This is a genomic window from Bradyrhizobium sp. SZCCHNR1098, assembly GCF_032489375.1.
In the GTDB taxonomy this organism is placed as follows: domain Bacteria; phylum Pseudomonadota; class Alphaproteobacteria; order Rhizobiales; family Xanthobacteraceae; genus Bradyrhizobium.
In genome coordinates this window covers 127,875-141,335 of sequence record NZ_JAUEXY010000002.1, presented here as the reverse complement: position 1 = coordinate 141,335, position 13,461 = coordinate 127,875, and the positions used below count along the sequence as shown (strand labels likewise).

Here is a 13,461-nt window from a genome sequence, read left to right as displayed (position 1 = left end):
ACTGACATCGGTCGTTGCGGTCGCGATCCGACATCTGATCGACGTTTCCAACAGCCCATCCTCGCCACGTCTGTCATCACCCGCGAAGCCGGGCGTGACGGCGGAGCTTGTAGAGCTCATGCTGATCTCACATCCGCCCATTCTGCTCATGGGTACACGCTCTCGCAGCTGATGGGGCCCGAGTGATGCGGCAGTCACGTCCCTCCCGAACAACGAGAGGGCGCAGGGAAGGCCGGGAGCTCGCCGCCCCCATGGCCCCCGTGCGGAAAGAATGCACGGGGCAGGAACCACAGGTTCGGCCGAGACATCCCGGCCTTCCCTGCGCGATGGCTCTACGAATTATACGTGATCTCCCTGGGGATCGGCTGTCTTGCCCCCATCGTCCGCGCGTGCCGTCAAGCAACGACCGCGGACTTGACCTCAGCGTCGAGAGGCCAGGACCACACGACTTCTCCGTACGCGCCGACTGCGCTCGTCTGGCGCAGCCATCACGTCCATCGCCCCCCACCTCCACGTATCGTGACGACGCGTACGTCCCTCTGCACGAGGCGGGTTGGCAGGAGATAAGCACATTTTCCGAAAAAGCGAAAGTAAAATTTTGTTGCGTGCGCGGGATGCCGGACTGCCTGGAAGCTCACGCCAGGATGAAAGCAGCGCCGCTCACCCAGCAAGGCGTCGCTGCGGCTCCTTGGCGCCATCAGGCCTGTATTCGAGCAGGTCGCCCGGCGGGAGACATCCTCGGCTCAGGGCCTATTGAATTGCTTGCGGGACAAGGGCGGCTCGATTCACAGGCACCCCGAGGAGACGCCGGCATGAGTGATCTGTGCTTATGGGGTAATCTTCCACGTTTAGGTGTTTGCTGACGAGTTCATCCACACGATTTCCCAAACGTAGCCATCCGGGTCTTCAATGTGGCGGTTGTACATGAAGCCGAGATCCTGAGCTGGGTTGGGATCGGCGCGTCCGCCCGCAGCAACAGCGCGAGTTAGGGTTGCATCAACGGCATCGCGGTCGGCGACCGTAAGGGCGAACATAGCCTGACTCTCGCGTCGAGCGTCGCCGATCGGGCGTTTGGTGAATTCGCGATATTGATCGTGGGTCAGCAGCATCACACCGATCGTGTTCGTGAACATGAGGGACGTCGAGCTTTCGCCGGAAAACTGTGAGTTCACCGCCCCACCAAGGGCAACGTAGAATGCTGTCGACGCGGCGAGATCTCTCACGGGGAAGTTCACCAAAATCATGTTGGGCATCGCTTTCCTTCCAAGACCTATGAGGCCAAGCTGTCGCCTCGCCTCATAGCGGTAGTCCAAATGTATCTTAATATCAAGATACTTTATCGAAAGACACTTGCCCATGGATCGTGCCGAGATCGCTTCAAAACAATGGGCTCGCGAGCGCCCTGATCTTCCAACGCTGCCTGTAGAGCTCGTGGGGCGTTTGCTTGACGCCGCCGCACGGGTGATCCGCGACCACATGAACCCATTGCTCGCAGAAGCAGGGCTACAGGTTGGCGAGTTTGACGTCCTCACGCCCCTCAGGCGCGCCGGTGAGCCCTATATGCTTTCACCGACCCAGCTCTATGAAGCGGCAATGATCTCTTCAGGCGGCATGACGAACCGCCTCGATCGGTTGGAGCGCGCCGGATTGGTCGAACGATACCCCGATCCCAATGACCGACGTGGCAGGCAAATTGCCTTAACCCCTGCCGGCAAGCGCGCGATCGACGATCTGATTGGTCCAATGGTGGCCCTGGAGGCACGATTGATTTCCGTCCTGACACCGGCGGAACAGAAGACGCTCAACGCTCTTCTCAAGAAATTGCTCACCGGCCTCTAGGTCGTTTTGGCACCTCAGCCTTCACCTATCACCTGGGACGACTGCTTCACACTGGCCGCGAGCTATGTGATCTCGTCCAACTACGCGGTTGCGGGTGCCGACACAATCTCGAGATTCCGGGTTCAAGGCCTACGGCCTTGCCCCGGAATGTCGATGGTCGCGACGCAAGAGGATTGCGTCCGTCAATTCGGCCCCGCGTTCCAGGTCACCGGCAGATTCAGCAGGCCGCGGAAGGCCCAGCCGCCGATGCGCACGGGCTCGGTGTTTCGGAGCCTCAGGTTCGGCAGCCGCGCAAACAGCGTCGGCAATGCGACCTCGGCAATCATCGCCCGCGAGGCCCAGGCGCCGGCGCAGAAATGCGGGCCGGCGCCGAAGGCGATGCTCTTGGAGACGTCGCGGCGGATGTCGAAGCGATCCGGCTCGGAAAAATGCGTCTCGTCGCGGTTGGCCGAGCCGAACATCAGGAACACGCGCTCCTCCGGTTCGAAGGCGACATCGCGAATCGTCCAGGGCTTGGCGATGCGCCGGGGCGTCATGCCGATCGGCGAGATCCAGCGGGCATATTCCTCGAATACCTGCAGCCAGCGCACCTCGCCATTGAGGGCCAGCGCGAGCTGATCGGGATGCGTCAGCAGCGCCCACACCGTGCCGGCGATCGCATCGCGCGGCTCGTTCTGGCCACCCGAGATGGCGAGCTTGATGTTGGCGCGGATGCTCTCCATCGGCATTTGCGTGGCAAGCATCACGCCAAGCAGGCTCTGGTTCGGGGTCTTCTCCAGCACCGGCTGCATGTCGTCGATTGCGGCGTCGATGCCGGCAGTCGCGGCGCTGCAACGCGCCTCGACCGCGGGATCGGCGGTGTAGTTGGCGATGCCGTCGATCATCGCCTGCGACCACGCATTCATGTCCTGAAAGCGCATGTTGGTGAGGCCGGTGATCAGCTTCAGGCACTCGGCCGAGAACGGCAATGCGAAGTCGCGGACGAGGTCCACGTCGGCGGTGGGATCGAGCGCGTCGATCAGCCGGTCGGCATGGGCCTGGAACTGCGCCAGCCAGTGCACCCGCACGGCCCGCGGCGACACCGCCGGCGCGATCGCCTGGCGCTCGGCCATGTGCGCCGCGCCATCCTTGCGCATCATGTTGTGGCCCATCAGCCGGTTCATCAGGCCCTGCGGCTGATGCGAGCTGAAGACGTCGATCTGCTTCTCGGACACGAAGATGTCGTCGCGACGGCACAACAGCGTACTGCCGAGCTGCGGCACGAAGGCGATCGGCGCCTCCTGGCGCATGCGCGCCAGCGCCGGATAGGGATCGGCCCAGAAGGTGGCGGTATCGATATCGAAGCGCGGTGCTGTGCTCACTCTCGGTCTCCGGTCTGACGGCGCAGGCTAGCTGCACGCTCCGGCAACGTCTGTCCCGGCGATGGGTGACAGCAGGCGAGCCCTCCTCGCTCAGTTCAGCGGCCGCGGTGTCGCCATCAGGCGGAGGGCGATCGCAAACAGCTCGTTCTGCGAGGCGATGCCGAGCCTTTCATAGGCGCGCTTGCGATAGGTGAAGACGGAGTTGAGGGCGATGCCAAGATCCCCGGCGATCGCCTCGGAGGTGAAGCCTTCGAGGATGCGACGGCAGACGTCCTTCTCCCGCGCGGTCAGCACCGACAGCGGTCCGCCGGCGGCAAACAACGAAGCAAATTTGTCGGCCGGATCCATCGCGGCGGCGCGATCCTGGCAATGACGCGCGACGATGGCCCCCACGATCGGGGCGACCGCGGCGATGCGCTGGCGCTCGTGGGGCGCAAAACCGCCTTGCACAGCGGTGCGATAGAAGTTCACGTAGGTGCAGTGCTCGCCGACCCAGATCGCGGTGGCGGCCTTGTCGACGATCTCGGAATCTTCGAAGAACAGCTTGCGGTAGCCCTTCGGGTACATGCGGCGCGCGAAATTCGGCAGCAGGATGTAGCGCGCGTCCGCGCGCCTGCGGAAGATCGTGTCCCGGTTTGGATCGGCCGTGTGGAAATGCTCCGAATAGGCCGCGCCGAGATCAGGCCCGATCGCGATGTTCCCCGTGCTGAGCAGGCAGCGCGCCGAGCGCTGGTTCTCGAAGGTGAACACCATGCAGTGGCCGACATCGGCAACGGTGCGCAGCGTCTCGATCAGGACTTGCGGAAACTCGGGCTGTCCGATCGCGAGCACCATCGCGCCGACGGCGCCGGCCGCGTCGATACCAGGCCCCTGAGCCTCCATGCGTTCCTCCCGGATCTCTTTGTTCGCCGAAACCTAGCAGCAACCCGCCTCGGCTGGAAGCGTCGCCCCGCGTCACCAACCACGGGGACAGACACGGGGCCGCCAGTCCGGCTACGCTCATCGGCCAAAGTCTCGGCCAGTCAACGCGCCGAGCACGCTCAACGGGGAGGAACCACGATGAGAGCCGCGCTCACGGCGATCGGAATTGCTGCAACGATGGCTTTCGGCTCGCCCGCGCGCGCCGACATCAAGGTCGGTATCGTGGTGTCCGCAACCGGGCCCGGCTCGGCGCTCGGGCAGCCGCAGATCAAGGCGGTAGCTGCGCTGCCGAAGGAGATCGGCGGCGAGAAGATCGTCTATATCGCGCTCGACGACGAATCCGACAGCGTGAAGGGATTGCAGAACGCGCGCCGGCTGGTGATCCAGGATGGTGTCGACGTCATCATCGGCTCGTCGCTGACGCCGGTCACCATGCCGATGCTCGACGTCGCGCTCGAAAGCAGGACGCCGCTGCTGTCGCTGGCGGCCTCGACCGCGATCGTGCAGCCGATGGACGACAAGCGCAAATGGGCATTCAAGGTCGTGCCCAATGACGACATCATGGCCGCGGCGATGCTCAAATACATCGCCAAGACCGGGGTGAAGACGCTCGGCTTCATCGGCGTGTCCGACGGCTATGGCGAGGGCTATTATCAGGAGGTGACGAAGCTGGCGCCGAAGCTCGGGCTCACGGTGACGACGCACGAGGTCTATGCGCGCGGCGACACCAGCGTCACCGGCCAGGCGCTCAAGGTGATCGCCACCAATCCGGATGCGGTGTTCATCGCCTCCGCCGGCACGCCGGCGGTGCTGCCGCAACAGGCGCTGCGCGAGCGCGGCTATGCGGGGAGGATTTTCCAGACCCATGGCGTCGCGACGCAGGAGTTCATCAAGCTCGGCAAGGAGAATGTCGAGGGCGCGGTGTTCGCCGGCGAAGCGTTCTCGATCGCCGACGACCTCCCCGCGGAGGATCCGTTCCGCCGCGCCAATGACGAATTCGTTTCAGCCTATCTGGCCGCCAATGGTGACAAGCCGAACATCTTCGCCGCACATCTGTGGGACACCGCCACGCTGCTCAAGCGCGCCATCCCTGGCGCGTTGAAGGCGGCCAAGCCGGGCACCGCAGAGTTTCGCGCCGCACTGCGCGACGAACTGGAGCGCGGCAAGGACGTCTATCTCAACAACGGCCTCTCCAACATGAGCCCGACCGACCACAACGGCTACGACGAACGCTCGGCGTTCCTAATCAAGGTCGAGGGAGGGAAGTTCAGGCTGGTGAAGTAGTTTGTGCACGTCGCGCGTGACCGCCGCCTGCCGCACGGGCGGTGAGCTCCCCTCCCCCTTGCGGGGAGGGGTCGGGGGTGGGGGGTCCGCGAGTCCTGCTCTAAATGATGAGCGATCGAGAGCTCCGAACCGTGTCCACATCGTTAGCTCGCCGGGCCACCCTCGGCTTGCTTTGACTCGTGCGATAGATCACGACTTGCAGATATCGTGGTTCGCTCTTGCGAAACAACAGCGCCCTGCCGACAGCGCGCCCACAGCGGAGTTCAGCGCCCGTGGACCCCCACCCCCGACCCCTCCCCGCAAGGGGGAGGGGAGCTCACCTCCGCTGGGGTGATTGCCCGACCTCCAAGCAAGTGCCGAGTGTGGGGCGCCCCACTACGCCGACAAACTCTCCCCCACCGGCGCCTTGCCCAAAATCAGATCCGCCGCCTTGTCGCCGATCATCAAGGTCGCAGCGTTGAGGTTGGCGGAGATCATGCGCGGCATGATCGAGGCATCGGCGACGCGCAGGCCCTGAAGGCCGTGGACGCGGAGCTGGTCGTCGACGGTGGCCCAGGTCGACTCCGCCGGGCCCATGCGGCAGGAGCAGCCGGGGTGGAAGGTGGTGGTGGCGCGCTGCGTCGCCGCGGCCAGGAGCTCATCGTCGCTCTGCACCTTCGGGCCGGGGAAATCCTCGTAAGCGTAGTATGGCGCGAGCGGCGCCGAGGCCAGCAGGCGACGCGCCAGCTTCATGCCGGCGACGACGACGCGGCGATCGAGCTCGGCGGTGAGATAGTTGGTCTGGATCAGCGGCTGATCGAACGGATCGGCCGAGCGCAGCCGCACGTAGCCGCGGCTCTCCGGGCGCTGCTGCCACGACGCGACCGTCATGCCGGGCTCGTCCTCGAGCTGGCCCTGCACGCCCTCCTTGTAGCTCGCCGGCGTGAAGGTGAGCTGCAGATCGGAGCTTTCGGCGGTCTCGCCGGAATGCCAGAAGCAGTAGACCATGGTCGGCGACAGCGACAGGATGCCGCGCCGCGTCACCGCCCATTTCAGCGCTTCGCCCCACAAATTGAGGCCGCGCGCGAGCTCGTTGACGGTCTTGATGTTCTTGACGCGCGCGACGGTGCGCGGCGCGTAGTGGTCCTGCAGGCCCTCGCCGACGCTTCGGAGTGCATGACGCACCTCGATGCCGTGCTCCTGCAGCAGCTCGGGCGCGCCGATGCCGGACAGCTGCAGCAGCTGCGGCGAGTTATAGGCGCCGCCGGACAGGATCACCTCCTTGCGCGCGCGCACCTCGACCGGCACGCCGCCGCGCCCGCCGCGGTGATAGCGCACGCCGACCGCGCGCTTGCCGTCGAGCATGACGCCGGTGGCATGGGCATGAGTGCGGACCTCGACGTTCGGCCGCTTGCTGGCCGGACGCAGGAACGCGGTCGCCGACGACACGCGGCGGCCGTTCTGGATGGTGCGCTGGACGTAGGACACGCCTTCCTGGATCGCGCCGTTGTAGTCGGGGTTGCGCGGGATGCCGAGCGAGACGGCGCTATCCATGAAGGCCTCGCACAGCGTGTCCTTCCACTCCATGGTGGTCACGATGAGCTTGCCGTCGCGGCCGCGATATTGATCCTCGCCGGCGCCGATACGCTTCTCCATGCGCTTGAAGTGCGGCAGCACGTCGGAATAGCTCCAGCCGCGATTGCCCATCTGCGCCCAGGTATCGAAATCCTGGCGCTGGCCGCGATTGTAGACATGGCCATTGATCGAGGAGGAGCCGCCGAGCGTCTTGCCGCGCGGCGCGTAGATGCTGCGCCCCGCCGTGTACGGTCCCGGCTCCTGCTGATAGCCCCAGTTGATGCTCTTCATGTAGAAGGTCTTGATGAAGCCGGCCGGCAGATGGATGTAGGGGTGCCAGTCGCGTGGCCCCGCCTCCAGCACGCACACCGTGACCTGGGGGTCCTCGCTGAGGCGGCTCGCCAGCACGCAGCCGGCAGAGCCGGCGCCCACGATCACATAGTCGAAGGTATCCATCTGGTCGTTCGTCCCGGTCTCGTCATCGTCCGCCGCGCCAGGCGGCAAGCGGCCATAGCGCGATCAGCGCGGCTTGTCATTCAATTGGTAGTCGAGATGCGCCTTCACGGTCGGCCATTCGGCCGCGGTGATGCTGTAGACGACGGTATCCCGCAGCGTGCCGTTCGGCGCGATCTGGTGGCTGCGCAAAATGCCGTCCTGCTTGGCGCCGAGTCGCTCGATGGCGCGACGGCTCTGGTGGTTGAAGAAATGCGTTCGGAACTCGACCGCGATGCAGTTCATCGCCTCGAAGGCGTGCGCCAGCAGCAGCCGCTTGCACTGGGTGTTGAGCGCGCTGCGCTGCACCCGCTTCGCATACCAGGTCGAGCCGATCTCGACGCGACGGTTGGCGGCATCGACGTTCATGTAGGTGGTCATGCCGGCGACGCGGCCGTCGGGGTCGAGCACCGTGAACGGCTGCATGCTGCCGGCCGCGAGCAGGCCGAGCCGGCGCTCGATCTCCTTGGCCATGGTCTCGGGTTTCGGAACTGCGGTGTACCACAGCTTCCACAATTCGCCGTCGCTGACCGCCGCGACCAGCGCGTCGTGATGGTCTGATGACAGCGGCACGAGGCTGGCGTGCGCGCCGCGGAGGGTGACTGGTTCGAGAAAGGGCATTTGACACTCCTTCCCCTCATCCTGAGGAGCAGCGCGCAGCGCTGCGTCTCGAAGGATGAGGCCGAGGTCGGGCCTCATGGTTCGAGACGCGCCTACGGCGCTCCTCACCATGAGGAGCAATTCCGAGAACGTTCTACGTTGCTCGTTATCATCCGCGCAGCGTCATGACGATGCCCAGCTGTCCTACTTGTTCAGAAAATTCAGCGGCAGGCCCGGCCGCGGCCAGTCCATCGCCACCAGCTCCCCCCTGCCCGACAGCGTGATGTAGGCCGTCTTCAGCTCGGGACCGCCGAAGGCAATGTTGGTCGTGACGCGGTCACCGGTCGGCACCTGCTCGACCAGCGTGCCGTCGGGCGCGATCACGCTGATGCAGCCGGTCACCAGCGTGGCGACGCAGACATTGCCGTTCGCCTCGACCGCGAGCGAATCGAACATCTGGTAGCCGCCGAGGCCCGCGATCGGCCGGCCGCGCTCGCCGCGATAGATCACCTCGCGCGGCTTCACCGTGCCGGGCTCGACGAGATCGTAGGCCCAGAGACGCGCGGTCGGCGTCTCCGCGATGTAGACGGTCTTCTCATCCGGCGACAGCCCGATGCCATTGGCCGGCAGGATGCCGTGGACGGCCTCGACGATCTCACTCATGCCGGGCTTGAGGTAGTAGAACGCGCCGACATCCATGTCGCGGGCGCGGCGCTTGCCGAGATCGGAGAACCACAGGCCGCCATGCCGGTCGAATACGAGGTCATTCGGCCCGCGCAGCTCATGCTCGCCGCAGCGGCTGACCACGGTCTCGATCTTGCCGCTCTGCAGATCGACGCGCTGGATCGAGCCGCCGAGATAATCCTCGGGCTGCGGGCCCGGCATGATCATCTTGCCGGTCGGAATCCAGGAGAAGCCGCCATTGTTGCAGATGTAGATCTTGCCGTCGGGCCCGAGGGCTGCGCCGTTCGGCCCGCCCGGAATCTGCGCCACGACCTCCTTGCGGCCGTCGGGAAACACCCGCGTCAGGCGCTTGCCGCGGATCTCGACCAGCACCACCGAGCCGTCTGGCATCACCACGGGCCCTTCCGGAAATTCCAGATCGGTGGCGAGCACGCGCATGTCGGACATCGGACGACCTCCCGCTTTCGTCGCCGCGCTGCGGCGCATTTGTTGTTAGGCGTGAGGTTATCGCAAACGTGCCGCTGCTTGCCAAGCAATCGACGGGGTCCGGCGCCGCAGGGCTGGCCTGCAGCGTCTCGACACAAATCCGGGACGCCTCCGGCGGGGGTCAGCGAATCACCGGAACCCAGATCTCGAACCCGCCATCACCGGTCCTCGGATCGAAGCGCTGATCGTAGCGTTCGAAGCTCGGTGCGTCGGCGACCGTGCAGCCCGATTGCGGCAGCCAGTGATTCCAGATCGTGTTGACGGTGCGGCGGATGGTCGAGACGTGGCCCGGATGGGCGAACACGGCAAAGGTCGCGGCGGGAATCCGAACCTTGGCGAAGCTGCGCGGCAGGTCGGAGAAGTCGGTCACCGCGACTCCTGCCACGTAGTCGAAATTTCCGGCATCGTCGCCGTTGCAGCAGACACCGTAGGCGACATCTCCGATGCGAGCCGGGATCTCGTGCACCCCCTGGTGGAAGCGCTGCCACAGCGCCGGGATACCGGCCCCATTGTCGTGGCTGAAGCGTTCGGAGACGCCCGCCACGAGCAGGGGCTTGGCCGTCACGAAGCGCGGGGCGGCGAGATCGTCGAGCGGGGTCTGGTCCATCATGATCGGCTCCTGAAGCGGCAGGCCATCGAGGCATGGGTTGGCGCGCACCGATTCCGGCGTGACGCCGAACTGGTCGCGGAACGCGCGCGTGAACGCTTCGTGGGAGCCGTAGTCAGCCTCAAGCGCGAGACTGAGAATGTCGGGTGCGCCAGAGGCCAGAGCCCGTGCCGCCTCGCTGAGACGGCGCAGCCTGACATAGCGCATCACCGAGACGCCGGTCGCCGCCGCGAACGCGCGCACGATGTGGAAGCGCGACACGCCGGCGATGGCCGCCACGTCATCCAACGTCAACGGCGCCGACAGATGACTCTCGATGAACCAGAGCGCCTTCTGGGCCGGGTTGGTGGACACGCTTCTCTCCTATCGAAGCGCCCGATCCTGCGCGCGGAGATCCACCTGCGCTTGATCGTTATTGCGCTGCGGACCGTGCTATTTGCTGGTCGGCTTCGCCGGCGCCGCATCCTTGGCAGCCGGCGCATCGGCCTTCTTCCTCAGCTCGTCCGCGAGCTTCGCCTGGGACGCCTTCAGCTCGTCGATCAGGCCCTGCTGCGAGATCAGCGCGGCCTTCAGCGCCTGGATCTGGCGATTCGCCGCATCGAGCTTCTGCTGCTGATCGAGCGCTTGCTTGGTCACCGTCTTCTGCAGGAAATCGATATTGCTCTGCAGACATGATGTCCGTCGATCCATCGCCTTTTCTGCAGTGCAGATTTCGATGCCCGGAATATCCTGCGCATGTCCGGCAGAACTCACACATAACGCGAGCACGCTCGCGGCAAAGATGATTCGCGCGGCAACGAATTTTCGCATCACAATTTTCTCATTTGCTTGCCCAACACATGATTTTGCGTGGAACTGACGGAGTTTCCTGATTGATACCATACTGAGACCTCAATCGCGCATTGAAGTTCCGGCCGGGACCCGTTTTTAGGGAGATGGACAGAATGGCTACGCGCGAAAAACGGCTGGCGCAATTCGACGGCAGCGGTGAGCCACCGCCGGGGCAGACGGTCGAGGTGCTGTGCGAAGATCACAGCGGCACCTATCAACTTCCGTTCCCCTGTTTCTACATTGATGGCAAATGGCACAACAAGGAATCCGGCGGCGCGCTCGAAGCCACTGTCATCGGCTGGCGCTTCCCGCGCGCGCGATTTGATGAGCGCAATGGACGCCGTCCGCAGCCGAGCTTCGTTGCCGATCGCGCTTCGTCTTATTGATCATGCCGGGCCCTGAGTTCTGCTCAGGGCCGGTCTTGCCGAAAATATGGTTTTGAACGCAGATTGAGCATCACGACCGGATAGGCCATCAGCAGCGAGCCGGCGACGATCGCGAGGGCAGCCGTTCCAACGTCGAGCACACCGTCACCCCACGCCCGCCGCCACATCGCAATTGCGATCGGAAAGAACAGAATCAGCGCCGTCGCCAGCCCCGGCGAGAATCTGCCTCCACTGCGCAGGAACGGCAGAATGTGGAAGAAGATGGCGTTGATGATCATCAGCGCTGCGTAGGCGAGCGCGGCCGGCGGCCATGTCTCGGCAAGCTCTGCCTGCACCGCGCCGAGCACGACCACCAGCGCGTTCGTCACGTAGAAGTCGCTCCACTCGACCGGCAGCTTCATCACCGCACGCGCCCAATTGCGCCAGTCGAACGTGTATTCCTCGAGAATATGCGCGCCATAGGCCGCGAGCGCGAGCCAAGCCAATGTGGTCAAGGTCATGATCGATGCTCCCCTCGCGGGTGATGGACCGGCGCCAGACCGGTCGCAAGGGGCAATGTAGAGCACCAAGGCGCGAGACAGGCAGCGCGCGTGCCGTGTTTCAAAATGCGACGCCGCTGCCTTGCCGTCTTAATCCCCGGAACGCTGCTGGAACGAATCGCGTCCGAATCGGATGCCGCATCTGGTGCGCGACCTGTTCACGCTAGATATCGGACACGTCGGAGACAACCCACCACATCATGAGGAGAAGCATCGCGCCGCATGCCGCAACCGGATGCCAAAGATTAACGGAGAAGGAGTTCAGGCGCTCAGGTCCACGGCGTGACCGGCGGCACGTTGTCGGTCGCCGGCGGCATCTCGACCGTCTTGAAGTCAGCCGGGCTGACGATCTCCATATATTCCATGTCAGGGGAATAATCGTAGAGGTAGTGCACGATGCCGGGACGCTGGTGCACGACGTCGCCGGCGTTCACCAGGGTCGGCTTGTCCTCGTACATGAAGCGGGCCCAGCCCTTCATCATGATGACGATCTGGAAATCGCAATCATGGCGATGCCAGCCGGTGCCATCCACCGGCGGACAATCCGGATTGGCCTTGACGAGGTGGCAGATCACCTGCCCGCCGGTGGCGTCGGTGATGCCCAGATCGCGATACAGGAAGAAGTCGCGCAACCCGCCGCCCGTGTAGGCGGTGTCGTCGGGCTTCACGTGCGAGAACTTGCTCACCACTGCATGCTGGTTCATGACGGCCTCCACCGGTTGATCGCGACATCGGCGACCGTTGCGGCCCATCGATCGGCCACAGAGGCCACCACGTCCGAAAGCGGATTGTGCCATGCGAAAACCACGCCACGCCCCGTTTGCAACGCAAAGATCGGCAGGCCAGGCGCGCCATCGCGGGCCGAACCGATTGCCAACAACCGGGTTTTGGCCGACGCCACACGGCAATGGTGACGTGCTGACAGCTCACGCCACGCGCCGCGAAGACGCAGATCCGGCTTCAAATTGAGCAGCACCTGCCCGTGGCATGAGCCGTTCTCGCCGGAGCCGGCGGCTGCAAAGGGCCGCGGGCACGGGCCGCGGACGGCAGGACCCTAGTACTCGACCTCCAGCTCCTCGATCTCCTCTGGCTCGGCCTTGGCGGCCTCGATCCATTGCTGCATCTCCGGCAGCGCCATGATCAGGTCGGCATAGGCCCTGAGCTGCGGCTCGAGCTTCACGTCATAAGTCACGAACCGCGTCACCACCGGCGCATACATCGCATCCGCCATGCCGCGCTGACCGAACAGAAATGGGCCGCCGGATCTGTCCAGGCAGTCGCGCCAGATCGCCCAGATGCGATCGATGTCGGCCTGCGCCCGCGTCCAGACCTTGAAGCCCGGAAAGCGACCCTTGAGATTGACCGGCAGCGACGCCCGCAGGGTCGTGAAGCCGGAATGGATCTCGCCCGAAATCGAGCGGCAATGCGCGCGCTGAATGCGGTCGGCAGGCAGTAGGCCCGCCTCCGGAAAGGTCTCGTTGAGATACTCGCCGATCGCCAGCGTATCCCAGATCGTCGCACCATCGTGGCGCAGGCACGGCACCAGGATCGAGGACGACAGCAGCAGGATCTCGGCGCGCGCCGATGCGTCGTCCGGACCGACCACGACCTCGTCGAAATCGAGCCCGGAAAATTTTGCGAGCAGCCAGCCGCGCAGCGACCACGACGAGTAATTCTTGCTGCTGATGGTCAACGTCGCTTTGGCCATGTCGCCCCTACCCTCTTGCCGCTTTGCCGCTTGTCGTTCGCCCACCGTGCCGCTCGTGCGAGCGGCATCATGCGCGGAGCCGGATACGTCAGAGATTTCAGCGAGCAAGCGACATGCCAGTTTTTCAGGCAAGACTCGGCCACTCTGGCTCCGATATTGCATACAGCAA

14 protein-coding genes are annotated in these 13,461 nt (G+C 64.6%); 3 read left to right on the top strand and 11 right to left on the bottom strand.

Features of this window, described 5'->3' with window-relative positions:
* Positions 1-848 precede the first annotated feature (848 nt).
* A complete protein-coding gene (locus tag QX135_RS04855) occupies positions 849-1,253 on the bottom strand; it encodes a VOC family protein (protein WP_315738604.1) in 405 nt (134 codons plus the stop codon).
* Positions 1,254-1,356: 103 nt separating this feature from the next.
* On the opposite strand from QX135_RS04855, the gene QX135_RS04850 reads away from it, so the two are divergent.
* Positions 1,357-1,839: a MarR family transcriptional regulator gene (locus tag QX135_RS04850; RefSeq protein WP_315738605.1), complete on the top strand. Its 483-nt coding sequence runs from the start codon at positions 1,357-1,359 to the stop codon at positions 1,837-1,839.
* A 182-nt stretch (positions 1,840-2,021) separates the two neighbouring features.
* Here the strand turns inward: QX135_RS04850 and QX135_RS04845 are convergent, their stop codons facing one another.
* Both QX135_RS04845 and QX135_RS04840 read right to left on the bottom strand, forming a co-directional pair.
* Positions 2,022-3,200, bottom strand: coding sequence for a cytochrome P450 (locus QX135_RS04845; RefSeq protein ID WP_315738606.1), 1,179 nt, complete (start codon positions 3,198-3,200; stop codon positions 2,022-2,024).
* Positions 3,201-3,290: 90 nt separating this feature from the next.
* Positions 3,291-4,082 carry a helix-turn-helix transcriptional regulator gene (locus QX135_RS04840; protein ID WP_315738607.1) on the bottom strand — a complete coding sequence of 264 codons (792 nt, stop codon included), beginning with the start codon at positions 4,080-4,082 and terminating at the stop codon, positions 3,291-3,293.
* Positions 4,083-4,259: 177 nt separating this feature from the next.
* On the opposite strand from QX135_RS04840, the gene QX135_RS04835 reads away from it, so the two are divergent.
* Positions 4,260-5,405, top strand: a complete 1,146-nt coding sequence (locus QX135_RS04835) for an ABC transporter substrate-binding protein (protein WP_316177113.1) — start codon at positions 4,260-4,262, stop codon at positions 5,403-5,405.
* 375 nt (positions 5,406-5,780) lie between these two features.
* Here QX135_RS04835 and QX135_RS04830 read toward each other — a convergent pair whose 3' ends face one another.
* The 5 genes from QX135_RS04830 to QX135_RS04810 form a co-directional block, all read right to left on the bottom strand.
* The gene (locus QX135_RS04830) at positions 5,781-7,415 is read right to left on the bottom strand and encodes a GMC family oxidoreductase (protein ID WP_316177114.1); all 1,635 of its coding nucleotides are present in this window, start codon (positions 7,413-7,415) and stop codon (positions 5,781-5,783) included.
* Between the two features lie 63 nt (positions 7,416-7,478).
* On the bottom strand, positions 7,479-8,072 hold the full coding sequence (locus QX135_RS04825; protein ID WP_315755300.1) for a GNAT family protein: 594 nt from the start codon (positions 8,070-8,072) through the stop codon (positions 7,479-7,481).
* Between the two features lie 183 nt (positions 8,073-8,255).
* Positions 8,256-9,182 (bottom strand): SMP-30/gluconolactonase/LRE family protein, encoded by a 927-nt coding sequence (locus QX135_RS04820; protein WP_316160296.1) that lies wholly within the window; start codon positions 9,180-9,182, stop codon positions 8,256-8,258.
* A gap of 160 nt (positions 9,183-9,342) precedes the next feature.
* Positions 9,343-10,182 carry an AraC family transcriptional regulator gene (locus QX135_RS04815; protein WP_315781980.1) on the bottom strand — a complete coding sequence of 280 codons (840 nt, stop codon included), beginning with the start codon at positions 10,180-10,182 and terminating at the stop codon, positions 9,343-9,345.
* Positions 10,183-10,260: 78 nt separating this feature from the next.
* A complete protein-coding gene (locus QX135_RS04810; protein ID WP_316177116.1) occupies positions 10,261-10,638 on the bottom strand; it encodes a hypothetical protein in 378 nt (125 codons plus the stop codon).
* Between the two features lie 134 nt (positions 10,639-10,772).
* Here QX135_RS04810 and QX135_RS04805 point away from each other — a divergent pair, with 134 nt between their 5' ends.
* On the top strand, positions 10,773-11,045 hold the full coding sequence (locus tag QX135_RS04805) for a hypothetical protein (protein ID WP_315718054.1): 273 nt from the start codon (positions 10,773-10,775) through the stop codon (positions 11,043-11,045).
* Positions 11,046-11,068: 23 nt separating this feature from the next.
* Here the strand turns inward: QX135_RS04805 and QX135_RS04800 are convergent, their stop codons facing one another.
* The 3 genes from QX135_RS04800 to QX135_RS04790 all read right to left on the bottom strand — a co-directional run bounded on the left by QX135_RS04800 (position 11,069) and on the right by QX135_RS04790 (position 13,292).
* Positions 11,069-11,545: an HXXEE domain-containing protein gene (locus QX135_RS04800; protein WP_316177118.1), complete on the bottom strand. Its 477-nt coding sequence runs from the start codon at positions 11,543-11,545 to the stop codon at positions 11,069-11,071.
* Positions 11,546-11,853: 308 nt separating this feature from the next.
* Entirely contained in the window at positions 11,854-12,288 is a 435-nt protein-coding gene (locus QX135_RS04795; RefSeq protein ID WP_316177120.1) for a cupin domain-containing protein, read from the bottom strand.
* 350 nt (positions 12,289-12,638) lie between these two features.
* On the bottom strand, positions 12,639-13,292 hold the full coding sequence (locus tag QX135_RS04790; RefSeq protein ID WP_316177122.1) for a glutathione S-transferase family protein: 654 nt from the start codon (positions 13,290-13,292) through the stop codon (positions 12,639-12,641).
* Between the last annotated feature and the right edge of the window lie 169 nt (positions 13,293-13,461).